General features: G+C 55.8%; 20 protein-coding genes and 1 pseudogene. 8 read left to right on the forward strand and 13 right to left on the reverse strand.

Annotated features, from left to right (window positions below; all coding sequences use genetic code 11):
- The first annotated feature begins 1 nt into the window (after position 1).
- Positions 2 to 3,622: a response regulator gene (locus ACYQ15_RS06810; protein WP_459936773.1), complete on the forward strand. Its 3,621-nt coding sequence runs from the start codon at positions 2 to 4 to the stop codon at positions 3,620 to 3,622.
- Between the two features lie 349 nt (positions 3,623 to 3,971).
- Here ACYQ15_RS06810 and ACYQ15_RS06815 read toward each other — a convergent pair whose 3' ends face one another.
- The 10 genes and pseudogenes from ACYQ15_RS06815 to ACYQ15_RS06860 form a co-directional block, all read right to left on the reverse strand.
- Positions 3,972 to 4,457, reverse strand: a complete 486-nt coding sequence (locus ACYQ15_RS06815; RefSeq protein ID WP_459936774.1) for a TspO/MBR family protein — start codon at positions 4,455 to 4,457, stop codon at positions 3,972 to 3,974.
- 64 nt (positions 4,458 to 4,521) lie between these two features.
- Positions 4,522 to 4,863: a DUF4258 domain-containing protein gene (locus tag ACYQ15_RS06820; RefSeq protein ID WP_459936775.1), complete on the reverse strand. Its 342-nt coding sequence runs from the start codon at positions 4,861 to 4,863 to the stop codon at positions 4,522 to 4,524.
- Positions 4,864 to 5,458: 595 nt separating this feature from the next.
- Entirely contained in the window at positions 5,459 to 6,214 is a 756-nt protein-coding gene (locus ACYQ15_RS06825) for an SPOR domain-containing protein (RefSeq protein WP_459936776.1), read from the reverse strand.
- An 83-nt stretch (positions 6,215 to 6,297) separates the two neighbouring features.
- Entirely contained in the window at positions 6,298 to 7,431 is a 1,134-nt protein-coding gene (locus tag ACYQ15_RS06830; RefSeq protein ID WP_459936777.1) for an AAA family ATPase, read from the reverse strand.
- Between the two features lie 498 nt (positions 7,432 to 7,929).
- Positions 7,930 to 8,799 (reverse strand): hypothetical protein, encoded by an 870-nt coding sequence (locus ACYQ15_RS06835; RefSeq protein WP_459936778.1) that lies wholly within the window; start codon positions 8,797 to 8,799, stop codon positions 7,930 to 7,932.
- Between the two features lie 48 nt (positions 8,800 to 8,847).
- Positions 8,848 to 9,054 (reverse strand): annotated as a pseudogene (locus ACYQ15_RS06840) (flavodoxin family protein); the annotation flags it as partial.
- 118 nt (positions 9,055 to 9,172) lie between these two features.
- On the reverse strand, positions 9,173 to 9,646 hold the full coding sequence (locus tag ACYQ15_RS06845; protein ID WP_459936779.1) for a PIN domain-containing protein: 474 nt from the start codon (positions 9,644 to 9,646) through the stop codon (positions 9,173 to 9,175).
- Entirely contained in the window at positions 9,643 to 9,900 is a 258-nt protein-coding gene (locus tag ACYQ15_RS06850) for a UPF0175 family protein (protein ID WP_459936780.1), read from the reverse strand. The genes ACYQ15_RS06845 and ACYQ15_RS06850 overlap by 4 nt, the downstream gene beginning before the upstream one ends.
- Positions 9,901 to 10,037: 137 nt before the next feature.
- Positions 10,038 to 10,655, reverse strand: coding sequence for a flavodoxin family protein (locus ACYQ15_RS06855; RefSeq protein WP_459936781.1), 618 nt, complete (start codon positions 10,653 to 10,655; stop codon positions 10,038 to 10,040).
- Positions 10,656 to 10,670: 15 nt separating this feature from the next.
- Positions 10,671 to 11,288 carry a class I SAM-dependent methyltransferase gene (locus ACYQ15_RS06860; protein WP_459936782.1) on the reverse strand — a complete coding sequence of 206 codons (618 nt, stop codon included), beginning with the start codon at positions 11,286 to 11,288 and terminating at the stop codon, positions 10,671 to 10,673.
- A gap of 160 nt (positions 11,289 to 11,448) precedes the next feature.
- On the opposite strand from ACYQ15_RS06860, the gene ACYQ15_RS06865 reads away from it, so the two are divergent.
- Positions 11,449 to 11,919: a phosphatidylglycerophosphatase A family protein gene (locus ACYQ15_RS06865; protein WP_459936783.1), complete on the forward strand. Its 471-nt coding sequence runs from the start codon at positions 11,449 to 11,451 to the stop codon at positions 11,917 to 11,919.
- A 781-nt stretch (positions 11,920 to 12,700) separates the two neighbouring features.
- Here ACYQ15_RS06865 and ACYQ15_RS06870 read toward each other — a convergent pair.
- Positions 12,701 to 15,238 carry a glycogen/starch/alpha-glucan phosphorylase gene (locus ACYQ15_RS06870; RefSeq protein ID WP_459936784.1) on the reverse strand — a complete coding sequence of 846 codons (2,538 nt, stop codon included), beginning with the start codon at positions 15,236 to 15,238 and terminating at the stop codon, positions 12,701 to 12,703.
- A gap of 193 nt (positions 15,239 to 15,431) precedes the next feature.
- Here ACYQ15_RS06870 and ACYQ15_RS06875 point away from each other — a divergent pair, with 193 nt between their 5' ends.
- Both ACYQ15_RS06875 and ACYQ15_RS06880 read left to right on the forward strand, forming a co-directional pair.
- Positions 15,432 to 16,718, forward strand: a complete 1,287-nt coding sequence (locus ACYQ15_RS06875) for a CBS domain-containing protein (protein ID WP_459936785.1) — start codon at positions 15,432 to 15,434, stop codon at positions 16,716 to 16,718.
- Positions 16,719 to 16,732: 14 nt separating this feature from the next.
- Complete coding sequence (locus tag ACYQ15_RS06880) at positions 16,733 to 18,940, forward strand: PocR ligand-binding domain-containing protein (protein WP_459936786.1); 2,208 nt, start codon at positions 16,733 to 16,735, stop codon at positions 18,938 to 18,940.
- A 40-nt stretch (positions 18,941 to 18,980) separates the two neighbouring features.
- Here the strand turns inward: ACYQ15_RS06880 and galE are convergent, their stop codons facing one another.
- Positions 18,981 to 19,955, reverse strand: coding sequence for a UDP-glucose 4-epimerase GalE (gene galE / locus ACYQ15_RS06885; RefSeq protein ID WP_459936787.1), 975 nt, complete (start codon positions 19,953 to 19,955; stop codon positions 18,981 to 18,983).
- 369 nt (positions 19,956 to 20,324) lie between these two features.
- On the opposite strand from galE, the gene ACYQ15_RS06890 reads away from it, so the two are divergent.
- The 3 genes from ACYQ15_RS06890 to ACYQ15_RS06900 are packed head-to-tail and all read left to right on the forward strand — an operon-like array spanning position 20,325 to position 23,235.
- The gene (locus ACYQ15_RS06890) at positions 20,325 to 21,077 is read left to right on the forward strand and encodes a tetratricopeptide repeat protein (RefSeq protein WP_459936788.1); all 753 of its coding nucleotides are present in this window, start codon (positions 20,325 to 20,327) and stop codon (positions 21,075 to 21,077) included.
- 5 nt (positions 21,078 to 21,082) lie between these two features.
- On the forward strand, positions 21,083 to 22,363 hold the full coding sequence (locus tag ACYQ15_RS06895; protein ID WP_459936789.1) for a DUF401 family protein: 1,281 nt from the start codon (positions 21,083 to 21,085) through the stop codon (positions 22,361 to 22,363).
- Positions 22,363 to 23,235, forward strand: a complete 873-nt coding sequence (locus tag ACYQ15_RS06900) for a glycosyltransferase family 2 protein (RefSeq protein ID WP_459936790.1) — start codon at positions 22,363 to 22,365, stop codon at positions 23,233 to 23,235. Before ACYQ15_RS06895 ends, ACYQ15_RS06900 begins: the two co-directional genes overlap by 1 nt.
- A gap of 28 nt (positions 23,236 to 23,263) precedes the next feature.
- Here ACYQ15_RS06900 and ACYQ15_RS06905 read toward each other — a convergent pair whose 3' ends face one another.
- Entirely contained in the window at positions 23,264 to 23,632 is a 369-nt protein-coding gene (locus ACYQ15_RS06905; RefSeq protein WP_459936791.1) for a molybdenum cofactor biosynthesis protein MoaE, read from the reverse strand.
- Positions 23,633 to 23,667: 35 nt separating this feature from the next.
- Between ACYQ15_RS06905 and ACYQ15_RS06910 the strand changes: the two genes are divergently transcribed.
- Positions 23,668 to 26,280, forward strand: coding sequence for a hypothetical protein (locus ACYQ15_RS06910; protein WP_459936792.1), 2,613 nt, complete (start codon positions 23,668 to 23,670; stop codon positions 26,278 to 26,280).
- Positions 26,281 to 26,469 lie beyond the last annotated feature (189 nt).

Here is a 26,469-nt window from a genome sequence, read left to right on the forward strand (position 1 = left end):
AATGCCTGAAAAAAATCAAAGCACAATCCTGGTTGTCGACGACTCACAAACCATCCTTCATTTCATCACGGAAGCACTCGAAACGAACAACTATTCAGTCCTTACCGCCTTGAACGGTCCTGAAGCCCTGTCCATAGCGGCCGACAAAAAACCTGACCTGATCCTTCTGGACGTGATAATGCCCGGCATGGACGGATTTGAGACATGCTCCGCGCTCAAAGCCGACGCACGAACCAAGCATATACCGGTAGTCTTTATCACTGCTTCGGGAAAGAAAGAACACGAAGTCGCAGGGCTGGAATTGGGTGCCGAGGACTTTGTCCATAAACCCATCCATATAGCTGTTCTGCTGGCTCGGGTGCGGCAAATACTAAGCAGGTTGCTAGCAGAGAGACAATTGCTCGCAAGCAAGGAGAACCATCGCATTCTCCTGGACAACATCCGGACCCAGGTCTGGCATCTCACCGACGAACATACCTACGGGGCGGTAAACAAGGCGCATGCTGATTTTCTTGGTTTCTCGCCAAAGGAGATCGCCAAGAAGGACATGTATGAATTTCTGCCAAAAAACGTGGCAGAAGCATTCCGGCTGGGCAACAGGGATGTTTTTTCCATGGGGCGGCAGTATCACTCCGAAGAACAGGTTCCCAATGCAGCAGGGGAGCAACGGCTGCTGTCCATCGTCAAAACGCCCAAAATCGATGGCCAGGGCAATGTCGAATATGTGGTTTGCGCTGCCGAGGACATCACCGAACGCAAGCAGGCCGAAGAGGCGCTCCGCAAAAGTGAAAACCTGTTCAGAAAAATCTTTGAAGTTCTGCCCATCGGTCTATGGATCGCGGACAAAAACGGAAAGCTCTTGCAGGGAAATCCGGCAGGCGTGGCGATTTGGGAGGCAGAGCCTGATGTCGACCTAAATGATTACGGCGTATTCAAGGCTCGGCGTTTGCCCTCCGGTGAAGAAATCGCACCGGATGATTGGGCCTTGGCGCATACGGTGAACAGGGGCGAATCCATTGTCGACGAACTCCTGGAAATCGAGGCCTTTAACGGAAAAAGGAAAATTATCCTCAACTATACCGCTCCAGTGTTGGATGAACAGGGAAACATTGAAGCGGCCATTGTTGTCAATCAGGACATTACTGAACGGTACCTGGCCGAGGAGGAATTGCGGTTTAAGAATGCACTGCTGAAGGGGATCATGGAGAGTTCTCTTTCCCCAATTTTTTCTTTAGATCGCGAATACCGATACACCAGCTTCAATCAGAGCCATGCTCAGGGGATGAAGGCGCTGTATGGCGTGGACATCAAGATTGGGCACAGCCTTTATGAATATCAAACAGTTCCAGAGGACAGGGAAACATCCCGAGGCAATCTCGATCGTGCTTTGCGCGGAGAATCATTCACTGATGAGGCATTTTCCGGCAAGCAGGAACTGTCCAGAGCGTTTATTGAAGTTACCCACAGCCCAATCCGTGACGAGCAGGGCCAAGTCATCGGCGTCAGTATTTTTTCTCGCGACATTACCGAACGCAAGCAGGCCGAAGATGAACTGCGGGAAAGCGAGGAGCGTTTCAAGGCTCTGCATAATGCATCGTTTGGCGGCATTGCTATTCACGACAAAGACGTCATCCTGGAGTGCAACCAGGGACTCTCCGAGATCACCGGGTTTGATTATGATGAGCTTATCGGGATGGACGGACTGCTTCTGATTGCTGAAAAATCCCGTGCATTGGTGATGAACAATATTGTTTCCGGCTATGAAAAGCCCTATGAGGCATTCGGACTTCGCAAGAATGGGGAAGAGTATCCGTTGCGCCTTGAGGCGAGAAACATTCCCTACCAGGGAAAGATGGCTCGCGTGGTTGAATTCAGGGACATCACTGAGCAGAAACGAGCCGGAGATGCGTTACAGCAGGCATTGGAAGACTCCAGAAAAGCTGCACGTCAGCGAAAATCCTTGTTTGAGGCTGCAAGAACAGTTTTGACTCGAGATGATTTTGCTTCAACAGCAAGACGTATTTTCGACATCGCTTCCGGCATCATTGGCTCAACAGCCGGATACGTGGCCTTGCTCTCCGATGATGGACAAGAAAACAAACTGCTCTTTCTGGAAGCCGGAGGCAGACCCTGCTCTGTAAACCCGGAATTGCCCATGCCGATTCGTGGACTTCGAGCGAAAGCATACGAGAACAACCGCGTTGTATATGATAACACTTTCATGCACAGCCATTGGATGGAATTCATGCCCAAGGGGCATCTCAGTTTGGATAACGTCCTTTTCGCCCCGCTTGTCGTGGAAAACGCAACCCAAGGCATCATCGGCTTGGCCAACAAGCCCGGGGGTTTTACCGACGAAGATGCATCCATTGCCAAGGCTTTCGGTGATCTGGCAGCTATCGCGTTGCGCAACTCCAGAATGCTGGACCAGTTGATCCAAAGCGAAAAGAAACAGAAAATTGCAGCCATGGCCGCTGAAGCCGCCAATAAGGCCAAAAGCGATTTTCTGGCCAACATGAGCCATGAACTGCGCACTCCCTTCAACGGGATCATGGGCATGATGCAGCTACTGGAAACAACAACGCTGGATGCGGAGCAAGCCGAATACACAGCCATAGCCATAAAGTCCGCGGACCGTTTTACCCGGCTGCTCACGGACATCCTGGACATCTCACGCATTGAAGCGGGCAAGCTGGAAATTCGCGCGGAGCAATTCAGCCTGCAGGAACTTCACGATTCCGTTATCGAACTCTTTTCGGTGGCGGCACGGGAAAAAGGCATCCTGCTGGATTGTTCGCTGGATCCGCTCATTCCAGGGCAACTTATCGGTGATGTGGCCCGAGTTCGGCAAGTTATCTTCAACCTCGTGGGCAATGCCCTGAAGTTTAATGACAAAGGGATCGTCACCTTGGAGATGGCCTATTTGTCCAGCCCAAAGCCGGGCGAATGCCGCATCTTTTTCTCCGTCTCAGACACAGGCATCGGCATTCCGGACGACAAACTGGACACCCTGTTCAAGCCGTTTGTCCAGGTGGACGCCTCCTATACCCGATCCTATCAAGGCGCGGGGCTGGGACTCTCCATCGTCAAACGCCTTGTGGACCTGATGGGTGGGAATATTTCCGTGGACAGCACTGCCGGCGAAGGGACCACCATGTATGTGGTTCTGCCCTTCAAGCTTCCCGAGGGTCTAAGTGTTTCTTCTGTACAAGGACCAAGGCAAATTGCCAAAGCCACACAGTGCCTGCGCATTCTTTTGGCCGAAGATGAACCGTCCAACTCGTTTCTCGTCAGCAAGCTCCTGGAAAAAGTTGGACATGTCGTGACCATAGCCGAGGATGGCCGGCAGGTCCTGGATCTGCTCGAGGCTCAGGACTTTGACGCTATCCTGATGGATATTCAGATGCCGGTGATGAACGGGGTTGAGGCAACCATGGCCATCCGCCAGTCAACAACGCTTGGGGCAAAGAAGGACATTCCGATCATCGCCCTGACTGCATACGCCATGCTCGGAGACCGAGAAAAATTTTTGGCCGCGGGAATGGACGACTATCTGGCCAAACCGGTGAAGATGGAGGGCTTGGCGAAGGCGCTGGAACGGGCTGTCTCCGCGAAGCGGTAAAATTAAGGCCTGATCGTGATTCGACAACCGAAGCTGAATTGGTGGAACAAAAGCGTCAGGATGAGATGGAAGCCATGGGTTACAGCAATGTTTGCTCGCCAGGTCCGGAAACGCCTGGGATTAAGTCAGGCTGAACTTCAAGACGAATTGACGTGACCGTGGAAACTATTATGGATGGGGAGCAGGGAAAACGGCGGCCCAGGGTGCGGATAACATGCTCAAGGTATTGAATAAAATCCTAAAAACCGCTCTGGAAGCTTTGAGATAACGCACCACCTGCTATCGATGAATTGAGCGGATAAGATTCGCCCTTTAATGTTTCGACAATTGCGAAATTCCTGCAAACCTTTCAAAGGATATGCGGGTTAAGTCGCCAGAGCGAATAGTTTAAAAACGCCGCGTATCCCACCCAGAGCAGGTATGGGATCAGGAGCGCTCCGGCCAAAGATCTATGTTTCCAAAAGTTGATCAAAGTGGCTGCAATCAGTCCCAGCAGAACGATGATCACCAAAAATGACCCCAGCCCCTGTTGCCAAACAAAAAAAAGCCATGACCAGAGCGCGTTGAAGAAAAGCTGGGCCACGTACAGCCCAAGGGCGAAACGTGTTTCCACCAAAGGACGGGCACGCCAGACCAGCCAGGCCGCCACTGCCATGAGCGTGTACAGGACCGTCCATACCGGCCCGAAAACCTGCGCGGGAGGCGACCATGCCGGTTTGTAAAGCTGGGCGTAAAAAGCCGGGGCATCCATCGAGGCTACGCTTCCGATTGCAGCGGCAGCAAAGGTTATCAGTAACCAGGCAACAAGCCCAACAATCTGTTTGTATTTGTTCACAGCGACTCCCGGCCCTTTCCGGAACGATTCGACCTGATGACCGGCCTGCCTTGGTTGTAACCTGTTATCCCCTGAAACGCCTTTTCGGAAAATGCAGGCGCGAGGAGCGTAATCCTCGAAAATCCTGGTTTCTGTATGTTGTCACTACTGCCCCGTCAGTGGAACAGACAACCTGCACTCCTTCATACAAGGTGAGGTTGATGCCTTGCCTGCTGAAAAACTTGACTTCTTTGCGCCCTATGGCGCAAATGGCAGCTCCGCGGGTGTAAACGACGCGGCCATAGTCAAGAACAGCTTCCACCGCTTCGGTTGATATTCCTCGTGCCGTCATTCGACGCCAGGCATGATTGGTTATGGTGGCGTGTGTTTCTCGATCGGGTTGAGATTTGACTGTCGGCTGTTGCATGAGCGCCCCCCTTCGCAGGTTGGAGGTTGACCGTCCGTATTTCAGCCATACAGCCCTAAATGCCATTGCCATGCCAATTTGCTTCCGACTCCCAAACATCACCGAAACCGCGAAAATTCGAACTGGTCCGGCCAATCGCTCATTTTGAATACCTTGGCGTAAGGGATGCGCAAGAACGATGGAATCGTCAAATGCATGACGTTCTGACAATCAACTGGATTGACTGAAAAAGCACACGTCGGCAACCTGCAACTGTTTCTGGACCCCAAATTACCTTATCCTCTCCTCTAACCTCAACATAATGCCGATCATGACCGCGTAAAGCATCAGGCTACTTCCCAGCAAATGCTCAGCCAGTTTGAATGCCGGCACTGGTCCGGCTTGCCTTGATTTTCTGGTTTCGCATGATTGACTGAGCCAGGATTTGTTCATCGAATCATTGCCGGACACCTGAAAACAATGTTCACAAATCAGTGCGTCCCGATTGTGGGCGGGTCAGGTCCAGGCCAAGCCCCCGGATATCGGCACCTGGATCCGAAAAGCCATCCTCCCTTACGCCCATAATTTCGTCTTCAGTGCGGCGCAACCAAATGCATCATTTTCCGTTTTCCCAGAGTACCCGATATCTTGATGGCGCCATATGAACCACCACGGCATCGCGTTGTTCCTTCTCCCTGAAGCGTGCCGCCCATGCATGGGCCGCTTGTTCATGAGTAAATCCATGGGCAAAAACAAAATGCCATGTCTGCCCATTCAGGACCATTGTCCGGACTTGAGCGGGATAGGTCTTTTCTCTGAGACGAGATGCGGAATTCTCGGCATTGCTTTGCACATGATAACTTCCGACCTGGACAAAATAGGAATGTTCTGCTGCATCAGTTTCGTCGATCTCAGGTGTTGCATCATGGACAGGACGGGGCATGGCAGCGGGTGATGCATCACTCTGATCATCCGTTATCTCATCCGATGGCTCCTGATCCACGGACTTCTTCAAAAATTCTGCGTCCGGTAAATCCTGATCCAGCACTTGCTCACTCGGTGAAGTAACCTCGGCAAGCGTCTCGTCCTCTGCAGCCTCCTCAGCCTCAGCAGTTTCCTCAGCACCTTCATCATCCTGGCCGGAACCAGGCCGGGAGGATTGACCATCCTCTTCTTGATCCAGAAAAACACGTTCCACAGGCAGCCTCAGCATAACGGAAGGCCCATTCTGTGCTCTACCGTTATCATGGATCAACGCATCCAAATCCGCCATCATGGATCGCAAACCCGTCAGCAGAAGGATGATGCCAATTATAACAATACAAATTCTGACAATATTAGTAGCAGGCCTTATAGCCTGTTCATTTTTCATTATGCGTATATTTTCCGTTCGTGACCCCGCCCCCGATTGCCGGAGGTAAATCACATCACGTGTGCTGGACAATTAATTCGAATCTACATCTCACGAAGCCACAGAGCAAAAAAAGGGTCAGAGAGGCTCCAGAGGCCGTTTTTTTCGTTTCGCTCCACCAGATCCAGGGAAGTCAGTCGTTTCAGGGCACCCTGTACAGCTCCGGTGGAACCCAGTTCATGGCGCTGCATGTACGGCAAAGAAAAAACAGCCTCGGTCGGTTCGGCGGCCAGCCCGCGCAGCAAGGCGATCTGACGGGGCGCCAAACCCTGGAGCATGGCCTCGAACAATGGTTTTTCCATCTCGATCAGCATGTTCAAGCCATCCTGTACATCACTCCCCAGAACCACCTCTCCGCATCGTTCAAAGATCAGGAAGCATAGCTTCTGGGTATAATACGGGTGCCCCTTGGTCAGGGCAAGAATGGATCGGGCCGCTTCCGCATCGCACTTTACAGTGCCTTCCTGAAATCGCTCCAAGATAAATGGGGACAATGCCCGTTCAGGCAACGCCTTCAGTTCCATCAGCATCGCACTCTGATAGAACGGCCTGTTCTTGTCCACAAACATGTCCAGCAGCATCCGCCGCCTGCTGCCGACAAAGAAAAACGAACACGGCATGCGCTGAATGTTCGTCCGCAGCAAGGCCTCGATCTGGAAACCGTCCGGCAACTCGCCGATTTCCTGGAATTCGTCCAGAGTCAAATTGACCCTGTCGGACAACGCTCCAGCTACCTCGGTCAGGGACAGCATGGTCTGCTCGAGCAGCTCCAGGCCATGCAATTTTGCCCCGGTCGGTTCCACCGAAACCGAAAAGACACCACTTTCGTCGGGCTTGAACACGGGACGAAAGGTCCGCATCAGGCGCAGGGCCTTCTGGAGCAGCTTTTCCCTTGAGCTGGTGAAACGGTACACGGCCATGGCCAGCCTTCTGGCCACGTCGTCGGATGAGGTTACCCCAAAAAAATCCGCGAACAAGCCCACCCCACCCTGCTGCACCAGCTTCGCCTGCACCCTGCGCACCAGGGATGTCTTGCCAAAGCGCCGTGGTGCGTAAAGTACGACGGACGCACCGGCTACGGCATAGCGGAGCAGTGACTCAAGTTCGGCCTCTCGATTGCAAAAGGGGGCGGAGGGTGACAGCTCCTTGATGGTAAAGGGGTTGGGAGGGCGGTGCATGAGGTGGTCCTGAATCTGAAGTTGAGGGAAGAGCACCTTCGGAAGCAGGTCATATTATAAGATGGCTGCTAAAAGGAAGCAATATATTTTGTTGCATTGCAGCAAAAGGCTAGGGGTTCAAGATGTAACTGCTCAAAAACTCTGGGCCGCATCGCTTGGACCCCGGCCTGCGCCGGGGTGACGACCCAGGGTGCTCGTCAACACGCACTCAATTCCGTCATACCGGCGCAGGCCGGTATCCAGGCGGCACGGATCCGCGGAGATAGTTGCCCTGTCTTATTGAGCAGTTACTTCAAGATGTTGGCGTTGGAATCTGTTTTGAGGAGTTCAAGGTCATTGACGACGGAATCGAAGCCTCGGCCTATTATGAGGCATACCAGGGAAACCTTGGTCGACGATTTTATATTTCCGTACAGGATACGCTGAACCTTATGTCGCCAATCCTCGAACATACCCCGCTGTCGGGACGCGGCAATGAAATCCTGGGCTTTTTCCGGTTCATGCCGATATTGGTAGAGGCCCGTCATGACCCGGAATCCGATCCGAATTGAAGCATGCGGCGAGGTTCAGCGCCACGTCCAGGGTATGAACTTCCACAGCAGTCGCAATTGCCGCGGCCGCGGCCGTCATCCCATCTCCGAGCAAAACCTGTTGCCGCGGAGGATGAAAAAATGTCGTGTATCCCCTCCATGCCGCGGTTTGGGCCTTGATGAATACGTTGTCCACGGGCAGCACGCTTCCGGTTGTCGACAATCCACCAGTACAGGCCAGCCCGTCCGGCCAGTCGCGGCCCCGTCGGAGCAGCCATGCCCCCAGAGCCACGGGCAGGGCCAGGGATTCGCCGTGCAAGGCCGGACTGAGAATTCCCGGCTCGACGATGGGCCAGACAAAAACGTCCGGCGTACCGACCAGTTCTAGGGCAGTGCGCACGGCGCGGGCCGCGGTCGAATCCAGCTTTACAAGACTGCACCGCGCATGCTCCTGTTGTCCTCGGCCCAGCAAAACAAACCGCAACAATCCTCTGCGGTGATCCGCCAGAAACGTAGGCACTCGAATCCAGGACATTTCGACCACCCGCGCCCGGGTCAAGGGCAGGCCATTGCGCATCGAATCCAGGCAAACATCCGCGAGCGCGGAAATGTCCGTGCGATTTGGAGACAAAGCCAGGGCGGCGAGGCAGGCTTGATCAAAAAGTCGTCTGGGGACCGGCGGCAGACAAGCCTGGATCTGTGCCAGCAATTCCGGAATCAGCCGGATTTCCGACGGCCAGATGTCCGGGTGCGGCTGCAAAAAATCCTCATCCCGGCCCAGGTCCAGCCAGCGAGGACCCCATGCGGCCACTTCTTCCAGTGTCCAGCGGGAAATCATGGCGCGTTCACGTCTTTTCGCATGCCCGCCCAAAAGCCCGGTGGCCCTTCATGTTTCATTCGCCGGTCCGGGCTTGGGAAAATTGTCCAGGTGCGGTTTTATGGCCTTGCCCAGCCAAGCGATGGTTCGACCAAGGTGATTCATGTTCCGCAGCGCCTCCTCGTCCTGGAGCACGTCGCCCTTGTGCAGACCGTATCCCAGGTTCCAGTAGATCGAGCCGGGAACGATCATCGAGGACATCAGGAACATGTGGTTTGAAGCGCGACTGTCCTGGGGACAATTGTACGAATGATCCTGCCCTACCCCATGTCAGGTTCATGACATGTATCTCTTGCGAGCGCGACGTATACCTCATTCTAAGACAAAGACAGACTCATTCACCCATATGATAAGCGATGCGATCTATGAGTGATGTGTTATAATGGATGCCTTGTTCCTGCATGAAACGTGCGGTATCGCGAAATGATTCGATGTGACCAAGTTGTTTGGCTTTTGCAAGTACGCCAAGTGTGCCTGTGACGGCAAGGCCAAGGTATTCGGCTATGTTTCTGCCAAGCCGTTCATCCACGATGACTATGTCCGCTTTATATTCTCGAGCAAGCAGTATCGTTTGCTTCTCGCCACGATCAAGCTCAAACAAAATCGTCAGGCTGACATCTTTTGTGTCGGGGACGATGTCAACCCATTCCAGTTCCGCAAGAAGCGGGACAACTATCTTTCCACCCTCGGCGCATTCATCAACAACAGCCTGAGCCACATGGATTGTGCCAAAAATTTTCGGCAGCAAGTCAAGCCGATGAATGCAGGAAAGCGAGATGAACGGCGTTGTGTTGGAAAAGACGATCATACCAGGGATGTCTCGCGGACGAAATCTTCTTCGGTATCATTTAGCAGAGAGATTGAGCCTTGTTCCATGGCCTTCAACAAAAAAAGAACGCGTGGCATTTTCAGCCAGCGTGCCGCCATGCCGGACGACAGCCTGCCATCACGGAACAAGGCCAAGGCGGTTTCCATTTTGACAAGTTTGGCGAACTGGTTGGCGTCCAAATGCAAGCCCAGCAATATCTCCGGCGGACAATCTAGTTCCAATATCTTGTCCATTTCCTGTCACTCCTTTTCTCTTTCTCATTGTGTCGATCATTTTCAGCATACTCCATTCTGGAGGACATTGCTAGAAAAAGCGGCTGAGCATGGAGACGTGGTTGGCCCCGTGTCTGCTTTGTGTGTCCTGTGCCCCCTCATGTTTCATCCGCCGGTCCGGACTCGGGCAAAGTGTCTAGATGCGGCTTGATTGCCTTGCCCAGCCAGGCGATGGTTCGACCAAGGTGATTCATGTTCCGTAGCGCCTCCTCGTCCTGGAGCACGTCGCCCTTGTGCAGACCGTATCCCAGGTTCCAGTAGATCGAGCCGGGAACGATCATCGAGGACATCAGAAACATGTGGTTGATGGTGTCGAAGACGTGCGTGCCCCCTCCCCGGCGCACCGCGACCACGGCCGCTCCGATCTTGCCGCGCAGCAGGTCTTCGTTAGCCACGCTGACCAGCCCCGTGCGGTCCAGCAGGGCCTTCATTTCGGCGCTGACGTCGGTGAAATAGGTGGGTGAACCGAAAATCAGCGCATCCGCTGCCAGGACTTCCGCAAGGATGTCGTTCAGCGCGTCCGAGGTCACGGCACAACGTTGGTCCTTGTTCTCGAAACATTTATAGCAGGCTATGCAACCTGAAATTTTCTTCCCGCTCAACTGAATGAACCCGGTTTCCCAGCCGTCGCTCTGGATCGGTTCCAAAACCTTGCGCAGCAAGATTTCCGTATTGCCGCCCTTGCGCGGACTTCCGTTGACTGCCAATGCTTTCATGGTGACCTCCTTTTTTCATCCGGGACGTGCCGTTCCCAGATAGTTGTAACTGGCTATCCGCCATCGAGAGACGTATCCGGTCTCCAGATCCCTGATCCGGAAGCCGCCTTGGGTGATGATTTTTGGTATGTCCCGGTTCAGGTGACACCCGCCCGCCAGGCGCATCCAGATCGGCGTCAGTCGATCCTGCCATGAATGCACGCGGGGATCGGGAGAAACGCCGTGTTCGCAGAACAGCAGCTCACCACCGGGTTTGAGCACGCGGGCCATCTCAGCGAATGTTCGTTGCGGATCGGCAATGGTGCATAAAGTATAGGTCATGACAATGGTATCGACGCTGTTGCGCTCGAGAGGAATTTGCTCCCCCGGCGCCTCAAGGATCTCCACTTCGAAAGGAGCTTTCGGGATGTCACGCTGCGCAATCCACGTCATTTCCGGATACGGATCCAGCCCCCACAGCTTCACAACGCCACGCGGATCATAGAACGGCAGGTTCAACCCTGAACCGAACCCAACCTCCAGGACATGTCCCGCGGCTCGAGGAATCACTTTTTGCCGCTGCCGCATCATCGGCTTCATGCCGCATGTCAGATGCGTTGCTCGGGGAAGGATGTACTTTCGGTAAAAGGACATGGTTTCGCCTCATATCAACAAATCAAGTATCTTCTCACAACTATAAGGCCTCTCACGTCATTCATCAAGAAATGATTGCCTAACCGGAAACAAGGCATTACTCGATTCGGGACCTGTCATTTCCAACTTTATTCAACCTCCTCACCGCAAGCGAGTTCACATGCCCAGCCCGTTGCTCGACCGCACCGCATCAATCATCGCCACCCTTGGCCCGTTCGGGCTTCTGCCCAGGATGCCCGGTACCTGGGGCTCATTGGCGGCCATTCTTGCCGCGCCCTGGCTGTTCATGCCCTTGTCCTTTTCCATGCGCGTTCTGGTGCTGTTGTTCATTCTCCTGGTCGGCACCTGGGCGGCGTCCCGTTCGGAGCGGATTTTCGGTCGCAAGGATCCGGGCTGCGTCGTGGTGGACGAACTGCTGGGCCAGTGGCTGACCCTGCTGCCCTTTGCCGTGCTCTCACCACTGCAACTGGCTGCCGGTTTTGTCTTCTTCCGGATTTTCGACATCATTAAACCCTGGCCGATCCGCTATGTGGACCGCCATGTTCCCGGCGGCTTCGGCGTCATGCTCGACGACGGCATCGCCGCCATTCCCGCGGCAGCCGCACTCTGGCTGTTGATCCTTCTGCTCTGAGCCTAAAGCGGGCCATGCTCGCAACCCAAACAGAAGGTATTTGAACCGCCTCCGCACTCACTTTCTCCTGGCTGTCCGTGGCAAATGACAACTTTCCTGAACAAAGTGAGGGCGGGGCAGGCCGCTTCGCTCGAGGCGCGAAGGACGTAAAGAAGATTTTTTGAAACTACTCAGCTCATCCGAGAAAAATCGAACTGGATACCGGCCTTCGCCGGTATGACTTAACTTGGAAAGGACGTGGTATGATACGTCATTCCGGCGAAAGCCGGAATCCAGCTCTGGCGAGTGACCATAGAGTATGTGTTGAATAGTTACGATTTTTGTAACTATTCAGTACATGATGTGCGATCTGCCTCCGACATCGGGGTCGGTGTCGGGGTCGGAATCGGTTTCGAAAAATGTTGAGAAGACCTATGCATGGCTCCGCCTGCGATCCGATCCCGGTACCGACCCCGACTGCGATGCCAAAGTCCGCAGGGCAGTGCATGCTGAACAGTTACCGATTTTTTTTACCTTCCGCTGGAAAGATGCGGCAGGCAATAGGCTTCACGTTTGACGGCGAAGTGACATCACCCCGATAGGGGAGAGACATCCTTTTTGAAAGCAGCTCTTTCCCTGCTTTCAAAATGTTTCCTTGGCGTCCCCTGCGCCTTGAGCGCAGCGGGCGGTTATCTCACACTTGTCACCCGGATGACAGGGCTTCAGGCGTAAGTCCCTAAGGACGCAAAAGGGAGGGCCTTTCGGCTCCTCCCTTTTGAATCAAGCTTCTCAACTCAAAGGATCAAATCGGACAGGCCAGCGGCTCAACGCCCCAGATGTCACGGGCATACTCGGCTATCGAGCGGTCGCTGGAGAATTTACCCATCCGAGCCGTGTTCAGGATGGATCGGCGCGTCCATTCCTCCTGGTCGCGGTAGACCAGGCTGACCTGCTCCTGACAGTCCACATAGGCCCGGTAATCCGCCAGGACGCAGTAATAGTCCCCGTTATGGAGCAGGGAATCCGTGATGGGCGCGAACAGGCCGGGATCGCGCGGTGAAAAGACGTTCTGGGAAATCATGGACAGGACTTTTTTCAGCTCCGGATCGCTTTCGCAGTAGTGCCAGGGATTGTAGCCCGATCGACGCAGGTCCCGGATCTCGTCGGCGGTATGGCCGAAGATGAACATGTTCTCCGCGCCGATTTCCTCAAGCATCTCCACATTGGCCCCGTCCAGGGTGCCGATGGTCAGCGCGCCGTTGAGCGCGAACTTCATGTTCCCCGTGCCGGACGCCTCGTACCCCGCCGTGGAGATCTGCTCTGAAAGCTCCGTTGCCGGAATGATCCTCTCAGCCTGGGAAACGCAGTAGTTGGGCAGAAAGACCACCTGCAGCCGACCGGCCATGTCGGCATCGTTGTTCACCACGTCCGCCACGCCGTTGATCAGGCGGATGAACAGCTTGGCCATGAAGTAGGACGGCGCCGCCTTGCCGCCGAAGAAGACGCACCGTGGAGTGAACTCGCCGCCGGGATTGGCCTTGATGCGATTGTAGAGGGTGATCACGTGCAGCACGTTGAGCAGTTGGCGCTTGTATTCATGGATGCGCTTGACCTGCACGTCGAACATGGCGTCCAGGTTGCACTCGATGCCGATCTTGCGCCGGACGTAACTTGCCAGGATTTCCTTGTTGGCGCGTTTGACCGCCTGCCAGCGAGCCCTGAATTCCGGATCATCGGCAGAAGGCGCAAGCTGCTCCAGCTTGTCCAGATAGCAAAGCCAGTTTCCGGGTATCTTCTCCGAAATCAGCTCGGTCAGTCCCGGGTTGGCCTGGTTCAGCCAGCGCCGGGGCGTAACCCCATTGGTGATGTTTCGGAAACGTCCTGGAAACACGGCGTGAAACTCCGGAAACACTACGCTCTTGATGATCTCGGTGTGCATCGCGGCCACGCCGTTGACGGAAAAGCTGCCCACAATGGCCAGATTGGCCATGCGCACGGCCTTCTCGGGATGTTCCTGGATGATGGACAAGCGGGACTTGCGGATGTCCGGATCCGGGTGGCCGTCCGCCAGCGTGTCCAGCCACTGCATGAAGCGGTGGTTGATCTCGTAGATGATCTCCATGTGCCGGGGCAGAACGCGCTGGATCAGGGAACAGGGCCAGGTCTCCAGGGCTTCGGGCAGGATGGTGTGATTGGTGTAGGCGAAGACACGGGTGCAGATGTCCCAGGCCGTATCCCAGTCCAGCAGTTCCTCGTCCACGAGGATGCGCATCAATTCAGGTATGGCGATGGTCGGATGGGTGTCGTTGAGTTGGATGACCACCATCTCCGGAAACTTGTCGAATGTGTCGTGTTTTTTCTTGTAGCGGCGCAGGATGTCTTCCAGGGACGCGGCGACGAAAAAGTACTGCTGAGACAACCTGAGCACCTTGCCCGTCATTTTCTGGTCGCTGGGATAAAGCACCTTGGAGATGGTTTCGTCCCGGATCTTGGCTTCCAATGCGCCGATATAGTTGCCGGTGTTGAAGTACTCCAGGTTGAAGTCCATGGTGGACTTGGCGGCCCAGAGCCGCATGTTGATGGTCTGGCCGTTGCGGAAACCGGGCACGAGCAGATCGCAGGCCATGGCCAGCACTTTTTGCGTATCCACCCAGCTGTGCCGCAATCGCCCCTGGTCATCCACCCAGGTCTGCACGCGCCCGAAAAAATTGACCGGTTTCATGTACCGGGCACGATCGAACTCCCAGGGATTGCCCCGCTTGGTCCAGTTGTCCGGACTCTCCACCTGGGCGCCGTTCTCGATCATCTGGTGAAACATGCCGTAGTCATAGCGGATGCCGTACCCGTACCCGGAAATGCACTGGGTGGCCATGGAATCCAGGTAACACGACGCCAGACGACCCAGGCCGCCGTTGCCCAAGCCGGCATCCCATTCCACCTCGGCCACGTCTTCCAGTTCCAGTCCGAAATCTTTCAGGGCCTGCTGGGCCGTTTCCGTCAGGCCCAGGCAATGCAGGCTGTTCATCAGCGATTTACCGGGAAGATATTCCATGGACAGATAATAAACCCGCTTGGCTTTATCCTTGTAATAGGAGCGCTGCGTCTTGATCCACTGGATGATCATCCGGTCCCGCACGGCCAGGGCCAGGCCATGATAATAATTGTAGTCGCTGGGTCGAGCGTAATCATTGCCCTGGGTGGAAACCACATGCCGGATGATGTCCCGTTTCAACCCCTCCACGGAGTTGTCTTCCCGCAGTCCGATATCCGCGTCGAACGTTTTGCACGTCAAGTCCAGCGTTGGTGTTTTCTGCTTCACGCCCCCCGTCCTTCTGGTCATATAAACTCCCTTATGGTATTTGTCCGCAGCAAAAGACATGACACGCACGGAGCATGCTTTTGTCCGATATCATCGTCAACATGTTTCAAGATACCGAAGAACAGCGCATGATGCAAAGGTGCGCCCCGAACTTTTCCCGGAACCATCGTTGCACGACATTCACAATGTTCGTTTCGTTCCTTGAGGTCAGTTCATGATCATCGTCACCACGCACACCAATACGGACTTTGACGGCCTGGCCTCCATGGTCGCCGCATCCTATCTCTATCCCGGTGCTGTGCGCATTGCCCCTGCCCATGTCCAACCATCGGTGCGCGAATTCCTGGCCGTTCATTGGGACATGCTCCAGCTCAGGTCGCGAAACGCTCTGAACGTTTCCGAAGTTGAACGGCTCATCGTCACGGACACCTCCAACTGGGAACGCCTGGACGCCCTGGATGAACTGGCTCGAAGGGACAATTTCCCGGCCATTGTCTGGGATCACCACATGACTCCGGGGAACATCGAGGCAAAGGAAGTACACCGGGAAGAGGTCGGGGCCACGGTGACGCTGCTTCTGGAGCGGATGAAAGCCATGGACTGCGCCTTTTCACCGGTCCAGGCGACCCTGTTTCTGCTGGGCATCTACGACGACACCGGCTCCCTGTCCTTCCCGAACACCACGGCCAGGGACGCGGGCATGGCCGCTTTCCTGTTGGAAAACGGCGCCGACCTGAACGTGGTTTGCGCCTACCTGGACAGTGCTCTCGACGCCCGGCATCTGGACATCTTCTCCCGCATGCTGGCCGAATCGGAAACCTTCGCCATCGGCAGCCTGCAATTGGGCGTTTGCGTTCAGGAGGCGCACAAGGGATTGAACATGCTGCCCACGGTGGTCAGCAAGTTCAAGGAGATCAAGGGGCTGGACGCGGCTTTCGGCATTTTTCCCATGAGCGCCCAGAAGACCGTGGTCATCGGTCGCGGCAATCCGAGAATGTTCGATGTGGGCGCCCTGGTGCGCGTCCTGGGCGGCGGAGGGCATGCCGGAGCCGGGTCAGCCGTTGTCCACGCCCCCATTGACGCTGTCCGGGACCGGGTCATCGAACTGATCCTCCAGACGCCGAGCAGGGAGATACCGGTCCGCAACCTGATGACAAAGACCAGCGCCTGCATCCCGGCCGGAGCCACGATCCGGGAGGCCGCCGCCTGCCTCGCTCACGCCGAACGTCAGGCCATGCTCGTGTTGGGAGACAACGGCAGGCTTTTGGGATCATTCGGCAGGGAACAGACGGCCAAAATCACCCAGGACCGGCAATGGGACAGGCCGGTCACCTCCATGACCCGCCAAGGCCTTCCCGTCATCCATCCGGACCAGAGCGTCCGGGAAGCGCTCCAGTTCATGGCCCATTCCGAACTCGGCTTCTTGCCGGTGGTGGAAAACGACCGCCTGATCGGAGAAATCACCAGGTCGGCCATTATCTTGAACATGTATGATTTCTGAAGGATCCAAGACTCATGTCCTCTGCACCAGATTCCGAGACCCCAGAAGAACATCCCCCTGCCCGGCACACAAGTTCCGACACCGACACCGAAGAGGCTTTCCGCATCATGGAACTCGACTACAAGGCTCTGGTGGAAAACACTCCCCTGGGAATCTACACCTCCACCCCCGAGGGCCGCTTCATCTCGGCCAACCCGGCCATGGCGCGCATGTTCGGCTATGATTCTCCGGAGGAACTGCTGTCCAGCGTGACCGATATTGCCGCACAGATTTTTCATAATCCAGAAGCCCGCGAAGAACTGCTCATGTTGCTGGCCCTGCACAACGAAGTTCTCGATTATGAATGCCGCATGATCCGCCGGGACAAGTCAACGTTCTGGATCTCCGCCACGGTGCGGGCCCTTCGCGACGAGAACGGCAACGTCGTCATGAATCAAGGCTTTCTCTCGGACATTACCGAGCGCAAGAAGACCGAAGAGACGCTTTCGGAGAGCGAGGAGCGCTACCGGCGGATAACCGAATGCCTGACCGATTATCTGTACAGCGTGCGCGTTGAAGACGGCCGGATTGCGCAGACCGTGCACAGCCCGGCCTGCGAGGCGGTGACCGGCTATACGGCGGAAGAGTTCGCCGCGGATCCGTATCTCTGGATCAACATGGTTCTGCCCGAAGACCGGGATATGGTCCGGGAACAGGCCCGCAGCGTGTTGGCTCACGGCCGGGCTGACCCTCTGGAGCACCGTATCCATCGCAAGGATGGCAGTGTGCGGTGGATCAGCAACACCATCGTGCCCAAGTCGGACTTGCAGGGGCATCTGGTGGCCTACGACGGACTGATCAAGGACATCACCGAACGCAAAAACATGGATCTTGCCCTGCGCAAGAGCGAGACCAGGGTCCGGAACAAGCTGCACGCCCTGCTCTCACCCGGCGGCGATATCGGCACTCTGGCCCTTGAGGATATCCTGGACATCCAGGCGATCCAGTTGCTGATGGACGACTTTTTCTCCCTGACCAACATCGGAAGCGCCATTGTCGATCTTCAGGGCAAGGTTCTTGTTTCCACTGGGTGGCAGGACATCTGCACCATGTTCCATCGTGTTCATCCGCAAACCAGATACAACTGCCTCGAAAGCGACACGCAACTCTCGGTTAGTGGGGAGCCCGGAACGTTCAAGCTCTATAAATGCAAGAACAACCTGTGGGATGTGGCCACGCCGATCATCATTGGCGGCAACCACCTGGGCAACCTGTTCCTGGGGCAGTTTCTCTTCGCGGAAGACGTACCGGACCGCGATCTGTTCCGGAAACAGGCCCATGAATACGGATTCGATGAAACAGCCTATCTCGCGGCCCTGGACCGAGTGACTCGCTTCAGCGAGCAAACCGTCCACCATGCCATGGCCTTTTACGCCAGGTTGGCGGACCTGGTTTCCAGCCTCAGCTTCGGCCAGATCAAGCTGGCCCGGGCCAGGGTTGAGCAGGCCAGGGTCGAAGAGGAATTGAAGCTGGTCAACGCCCGCCTGGAGTCTTCCCTGGCCGAGAAGGACAAGTTCTTCGCCATCATCGCCCATGATCTGCGGTCGCCCTTCATCGGCTTTCTTTCCTTTATCCGACTCATGTCCGGACACATCGAGCAGATGAGTCAGGAGGACATCCGCCGTCTGGCCGCGGACATGAAGGACAATGCGGAAAATCTGTACAACCTGCTGAACAATCTGCTGGACTGGGCCCGAATGCAGCGCGGGATTACCCCATATGAACCGCGGATGCATCCGCTCTCCGGGCTGATCCGCGGCACCCTGGACCTCATCGCACCCACCGCTCGCCAGAAGTCCATCGTCCTGAACTGCGCCGTACCGGATCATGTCACCATTTATGCGGACCAGCCCATGCTCAGCACGGTATTTCGCAATCTGCTCTTCAACGCGATCAAGTTCACCGGCCGCGAGGGCGTCGTCACCATCACCGCGATAACCGAAGGCAAGACGCTCCGCATCACCGTACAGGACACGGGAGTGGGCATGGACGCTGCCACTCTCCAGGGGCTGTTCAGCCTGGATCGCCGAACCTGTACCCGCGGCACCGAGGGCGAACGCGGCTCCGGGCTGGGGCTGCTGCTGTGCAAGGAATTCATCGAAAAACACGGCGGCACGATCCGGGCCGAAAGCACTCCAGGCCTGGGCACGACATTCACCTTCACCATGCCCGCTCACGGATAATCAAACCCGTTCTGCGCGGACCCGCGGGCTCGAGGAAAGCCTACTGCTTGCCGTGCCAGTCCCATGCTGTCCGGATGATGCCTTGCAAGTCGGAGATTTTCGGCTCCCAGCCGAGAATGTTCCGGGCCTTGTCCGCCACGGCCACCAGGGCCGGCGGATCTCCGGCCCGTCGTGGCGCGTCCGACACCGGCACCTTCCGGCCACCGACCTCCTGAACCGTCTCGATGACCTGCTGCACAGTATGCCCTGTGCCTGTTCCCAGGTTGAAGGCCTCGCTGCGGTTTTCGGCGAACAGAAACTTCAGGGCAGCCACATGGGCCTCGGCCAGATCGGCCACATGAATGTAGTCCCGGATGGCCGTGCCGTCCGGCGTGGGATAATCCCGGCCGAACACGGACAATGCCCCGCGTTTGCCCAGGGCGGCCAGGATGGCCAGCGGGATGAGATGGGTTTCGGGATCGTGCTCCTCGCCGACCATCCCGTCAGGGTCCGCTCCCGCGGCGTTGAAGTAGCGCAAGGCCACATGACGCATTCCGTAGGCCGCGTCAAAATCCTTGAGCATCTGCTCGATCATCAGCTTGCTCCAGCCATAGGGATTGACCGGATGCTGGGGATGGTTCTCGGGAATGGGGATCTCCTTCGGCTCTCCATATGTGGCGCAGGTGCTGGAAAAAACCATGTATCGGCAGTCGTGGCGGCGCATGGCTTCCAGCAGGCTCAACGACCCGCCCACGTTGTTCCGGTAATATTTTTCCGGATCGGTCACGGATTCACCCACATAGGCATAGGCCGCGAAATGGATCACCGCCACCGGAGCATGGCGGGAGAACACCGCATCCAGGGCCCGAGCGTCCAGAATATCGCCGCGGACCAGTTCGCCCCATTTGACGGCCCATTCATGACCATAAACCATATTGTCCAGAGTCACGGGCCGATATCCCGCCGCGGCCAGGGCCTTGCACGTCTGGCTGCCGATATATCCGGCGCCGCCGGTCACCAAGATGCAGTCGCTCATTCTCCCTCCTTGTTGATCCACAACCGTGGCAGATGTGTTACTGGAACGTAATTACTCAGCTGCGTTCCGGATTGTCTCGATTTTGCGGCCTCGCAACTCGCCGGCTTCGTAACATCGAACCATAGCTTGCATAAACCTCATTTGGCGCTTCAGGCGTCCGGCAATGGTTCGATGAACGAATCCTGGCTCAGTCAGACAGGCGATGCCGCAAAATCGAGACAATCCGGAACACCCAAGTTTTAGCATGAAAGAGCTGAGTAGTTACACCGGAACTGACCATTCCTCAGCTTGCATCCATTGGGAATGGCAGTTAATAGACTGCTTCCAGGCTGGTCAACAACAACCTCAACATATCGAAATATCTTAATAATGAATCCCTCATCACTCCCTCTGCCCCCCGGCGCCATCAAGGGAGTTTTCTCCACGAACTGCCTCGTTCCCGTGGGGTTCGGCCACACCAAAAAAAATACGGTCCAGAATATCCAGGTCTACGCCGTGGAGCAGGAGGACGACCAGATCGCCGTCCAATCCCTGAACGATCGTTTCATGCCCACTGGCTCGGCCAAGCTTATCACCAAGGAAGAGCTGCTCAAAAACTACCATCCGGAGCCGGATGTCTACCTGTCCAAAGTAATTCCAGTCATGCGCGAGGTGGAAAAGGGCGTGGCCCGTGGAGAGCGGCACCTCCAAAACAAGGAAACCTTCAGCGCGGAGATGGAGTTCAAAAACGTTCTGCGCATCGACGAGGAGAACATTCGGGCCACGTTCGGCCTGGGACAATGCTACCTCTCCAGAGGTGATCGGGAACGCGGCGACATCGTCTTTCGGCGTCTGGTCCGTCTCAAAGGCGCCTTCCAGCCGTGCCACAAGCATATGTTCAATGAATTCGGCATTGCGTTGCGCAAAAACGATATGTTCGTTCAGGCATTGAAATACTATGCCCGGGCCCTGCCCTTCAGCAAAGACGATGAAAACCTGATGTTCAACATGTCCCGCATCTTCCACGAAAAAGGCAGCAACACCCTGGCGCTCAAATTCGTGAACAAGGCTCTGAAACTGAATCCAGCCATGCCGGAAGCAAATCAGTTCAAACTTTTTCTGGAACAAAAGCTGCGGCGCTGATCCGTATGACCACCATCTGGCCGTTGCTGATGATCGCCCTGGCCTTCACCGCCATTCTCACGGGAATCCGTTACAAGCTGGGCATCGGAACATCAATTCTGCTGGGCAGCCTGCTCCTGGCCCTGTTGTTCGGCGTCCACCCTTTGGAATGGGCAACCATCGCCGCCGCCGGCATCTATCATGAAAAGGTTCTCCTGCTGGGCGGGATCGTCCTGCTGATCCTGTACTTCAGCGACATTTTGGAACGTTCCGGCCAGGGTCGCCGAATGATGGAGCACATTTCCGGATTGCTGCACCGGCCACGGCCACGACTGGTTTTTTTCCCGGCCCTGATCGGTCTGCTGCCCATGCCCGGGGGCGCGATTTTTTCCGCGCCCATGCTCAAGGAGATCGCCGCTCCCTTCGCCATTTCGCCCCAGCGGTTCGTTCAGCTCAACTACTGGTTCCGTCATGTCTGGGAACTTTGCTGGCCCCTGTATCCGGGGATTATTCTGGCGGCCTTTATCGCGGACATGGCCTTGTTTCGCCTGCTGATGTTCACCTGGCCCAGCCTGGTGCTGACCATCCTTCTGGGCTGGCTGTTCTTTCTGCGCCCCGGCGTTTTGCCGTTGACGGATCAGGCGCCGGTTGCCCAGGACCGTGAAAATAGAAGTCTCGCCCCGTTGCTCCGGGAATCCCTGCCCATGCTGATCGCCGTATTCGGTTCCCTGGGTCTCGAGGGGCTGATCACGCTCCTGAAACCGGAAATCCCCATGGAATGGGGCTTCATCATTGCCTTGTCCGCGGCAGTGGTCTGTCTTGTCCGGCAGAATCGGCTCCCGACAAGCATGCTCTGGACAGTGGTCAAAAGTCCCCACGCGCTCCGGATGCTATTCCTGATAGCGGCCATTTTTGCTTTCAAGGCCGTGTTGGAACAGGGAGGGATAGTCGATGCCCTCGCCGGATCAGTGACCACGTCCACGGCCCTGTTCTGGCTCAGTGTCTTCCTGCCCTTCATCGTGGGCATGATTTCCGGATTGACCGTGGCTTTCGTCGGCGGAGCGCTGCCCCTGATCGTGGGCCTGGCAGCCAACCTGCACATCGAACAGATCACAGGCTATGTGGTCCTTGTGCTTTTCTCCGGCTTTGTCGGCGTCCTGGCCTCGCCCTTGCATATCTGCCTGATATTGACCTGCGAGTACTTCCACGCCCGCCTGGATGAAGTCCTGAAAAGCCTGGCCCTGCCCTGTTTGATCATGCTTGTTTTCGCCGTGGTCTATGCCAGGTTGATTTTGGAGTTCTGGTGATGCCGCAAGTGCTTGTCTCCGTGGTCATCCCGGTCCATAACCGCCCTGGGGAGGTTCTCCGGGCCATCCGGTCGGTCCTGGAACAGAAAAACTTGCCGGCCGGCCATGGCCTGGAAGTCATCGTGGTGGACGACGGCAGCACGGATACAACGCCTGAATCCCTCACGACCATCAAGGATGCTCGTGTCCGGTTCATCCGGCATGAGGTCAACCTGGGGGTTTCCTCTGCTCGAAACAGCGGGTTGGCGGCAGCTCAGGGCGAATACCTGGCCTTGCTGGATTCGGACGACTGGTGGCTTCCGGAAAAAACGGCCGTTCACCTGCGCTGCCATCAGGCCGGCGGATGGCGAATCTCGCAAACGGACGAAATGTGGATTCGGCATGGCCGACGCGTCAATCCCAAGAACAAACATGGCAAACCCGAAGGCTGGTTTCTGGAGCAGGCCCTGAAGCTTTGCCTGATCAGCCCTTCCTGTGTGCTCTTTGATCGTGCCTTCTGGGACGAGATCGGCCCCTTCGATCCGCTTCTTCCCGCATGCGAGGACTACGACCTCTGGCTGCGCACGCTGGTGCGGCATCCCGTGGGGCTATGCCCGCAAAAACTGGTCTGCAAGACCGGAGGACACCCGGACCAGTTGTCCCGCAAAATCATCGGCCTGGATCTCTACCGCCTCCAGGCCATGGACAAGCTGCTCCGGAACGCAAACTTGACGCCGCGACAACGGGAAATGACGCTTTGGGAACTTCGCGCCAAGGCGGCGATATACATTCAGGGCAGCCTCAAACGCGACAGGTCCGAGGAGGCGCAGCGGGTCAAGGACTGGCTGCGGCCGTGGCTGACGGAAATGAACGCTCCCCCGCCCGGACGTTGAAGGCGTTACACGGACATTTTTGAAACGATTATCCTCCGGCCGTGATTTCCCGTTTACGAACCCCCTCCGCCTTGATGCGCTCCAGGAGTTCGGAAAGCACCGGCTTGACGTGTTCGCGAACATCTCCGGCAACGATAATGAACAGCAGGTCGTCGCCGGGCTGAAAGCGGCCGGATCTGGCTTCCACGACGATCCGGAAGATTCCGGGTTTTGCTGAAAACTCCCGGACCAGCTCCTGAATTTTTTCCTGATCCGGCGTCACTTCAAGAGCCGTGACCTGTTGCTTGTCCTGCCTGGACCAGCTACGAACAGTACCGTTATGGACCAGCACCATGCCCACGTTGTCCGCGAAACCCGGGATTTGCTTCAACTCCGCGATCGCCTTGCTGATATCCATGATTCATCCTTGGTTAGAGTTTTGAAGAGGTTTGCATGTACCTGCTTTCGGATATCTTGAAAAGTCTGTCCAGCATCGAGAACCCTCGCCTTGTGCTCTCCGGCTTCGGCGTCTGGGTGGTCTGGAACAACAAGAATGCCAACACCACCATCCACCAGACCCTGATCCGGTTTGGAGGGCAAAAGATCATCGTCTCCGCCAACCAGAGTCTTTGGTTTTTTCAAAACAGTCAGGTTTATCCTGCTTTGGCCCGGTTGCTGATTTGGGCCAAGATTGATCCCGAACCGGTGCTGATCCAGGTCTTGCCGGCCAAGATCCTCATCGGGGAATCCTTGCGCAATCTTTCGCTGAGCATTCCGAATCAACTCAAAGAGCAAAAAGTTCTGCCGGGAGAATCACTGGATGTCTGGATTCATCCGGACCTTGTTCAACATGCAAAAACATTTTCCGGGTTGTCTGCGGAGCAGCGTCCGCCCGCCTACGGCATGTCCTCCTTGAACTGGCACACGTTGCTGGTTGATCCCGGGTTTTCTCTTGATGCCGCTTTGAGCTGGTTCTTCTTCGTCAAACCAGTGCAGGATACGGGCAATGAACAGTATGCTCTGCGCTGGAAAAATTTCTACATCCGCCTGAAAGGAATGCTGGATCGTTTGGGCATCCGGTACATCTATCAGCATAAGCTGCTTTTCTTCCGGATTGACGGACTGGCATTGCTGACCACTTGGTGCAAAGAACTTCTGACAACCATTTCGCATGTCAAATCGGAAGACCAGAATTTTTATTGGCCCTGCCTCTACAATGCACTCACACCCAATGGGCTGGCATTCACCGATGACCTGCCCAACAAGGTCGCTTTGGACTGGGATCGTCTTCCTCCGGATGAGCCGCACCTTCCCCTGAGCGCGGGATTGCTGCTCCGGGAGGATTTCGAAATCACCTTTCTTGATCCCTCCGGCACATTGAAGCTGGACTCCATATGCCGGGTGAGTTTACGAACCAGCGGTCCGACGCAACGTCCAACCCTTGAGTTTCCGGTTTCGGCGGTCACCTCCGCGGGCAAGGAAACGCCGTGCTTCTATTGCGGCATGAAATCCCACCGGCTGTCCCAGTGCCCGAGTCGGCAAATTTTCAACCAGGATCAGGGCGTGTGGAATAAAATCGGCAGCCTGGACCACAAGGAATTCGCTCAGGCCGTCAAGAAGCTGGATCAGCTCGTGGGAAACGGCAACCTGAGCGCAAATCCCGACATCCTACTGGCCGAAGCCCCGGAAAGTCTTTTTCTCAAGGCCGTCTTCGAGATCAATTTTCCCGTACAGCAGCGCATGATCCGTCTTGTCTGGAGATGCAGGGGCAAGGAATTTCCGGATGGTCTGCGCCAGCTCACCCAGCCGGACGGCGAATACGTTTGGGCGGCCCTGGAAAATGCCCGGTCCAATAACTATGCGCAGGCTGAACGCATGATGCAGCAGGCCATCCTGAGGACGTCGAAAAACTATCAGCCACATGTGTTGCTGGGTTTCATCGCCCTGGAAACGGATAATCAACGGAAGGCCGAAGCCCACTGGAGAGATGCCCATAATCTCAGCTACACGCCTCTGCAACAGGCCTACCTGCTTTTTTTAAAGGGCAGATTGCGGGAGGTCCAGGGAGCGTATGATCAGGCGCATGGACTTTACGGCGAGGCCCTTGCCCTCAGCCCGAAATGGCCGGAACCTCGGTATCGGCAAGGAGTCTGCACCACAAAGAAAGGTTTTCTTGATCAGGCCTGGGTCCTTTTTGCAGAGCTGATGGCTGAAAATCCACACATTTTCAATCGCATCCTGATTGACCACGAACTGGAACGCGGTCGATCTTTTCTGCTGACATCCATGTCCGGCCCCTGGGCAGTGGCGCAACATCGTGCCGCCAGGGAACAGAACGACCTGCACCAACTCAGCACCAAACTGTCAACATGGTTCGAAGCGGACAACTCGTTTCGTCGGGATGCCGAAGAGCGAATCAAGCATATCCAGGAGAAAAAGGACGTCCAGAATTACGTGATGTTTTCCAGGACCATCACCGCCGGAAAAAATCTTCAAAAGGATACGGACAGGAAAATCAAGGAAGCTGTTGCCGCGATCAAGATGCGAGGCCGCGACAATATCGACAGGATCCGGTCAATGTATGAAGAGATCTGCTATTTCCCCTTCCCCAGATTGATTCGCAAAATAAATGGCTATTACAACAAAGGCGGACGCATCCTCCAATCCATCAGCAAGATGGATCTGCATAACGGGAAAACGTATCGGCAGGCACTGGTGCAGATGCAGGAGGTGGAAGATATTCTTCAGAAGATGAATAAACGGATGAAAAGCGTCAAGCTGATTCGGGAGAGTTCGCTCTTTGTGCTCTTCTTGAGCAAAAGATTCCTTTGGCTGGCCATCTTCGGTCTCTTGGCTTCGATTGTCGTGGTTCCCGTTCTCCTGCATACCATTCAGCAGTCCGGATCGGCCTGGGCCGCGGAATGGCTTACGGATCAACGCTGGCAGGTCCAAAGAACCGTCAGCCTGATCATGGTCATCATCAGCGGAACCATTGCCGCTGTCTGGACCAGCCTGGGTTACGAAAAGCAAAAAAAGAAATACCTGGCCTCAAGACAACGCAAGTAATCAGTTCAAGCGGTTCCGCCGAGGAGTTGGCGAGGAAGCAAAACCACGGCAAAGTCCGTCGCGGCAATCGAAGTAAAACGGCAACTATTCAGTACACGCCCTTCTCTGCTAATCGGGATCGGGGTCGGAATCGGGATCGGAATCGATTTCGAAAATTGGTTTTTCTCCTTCACATGGCTTCCCTTCCGA

The sequence above is a fragment of the Desulfonatronum parangueonense genome (genome assembly GCF_054656975.1).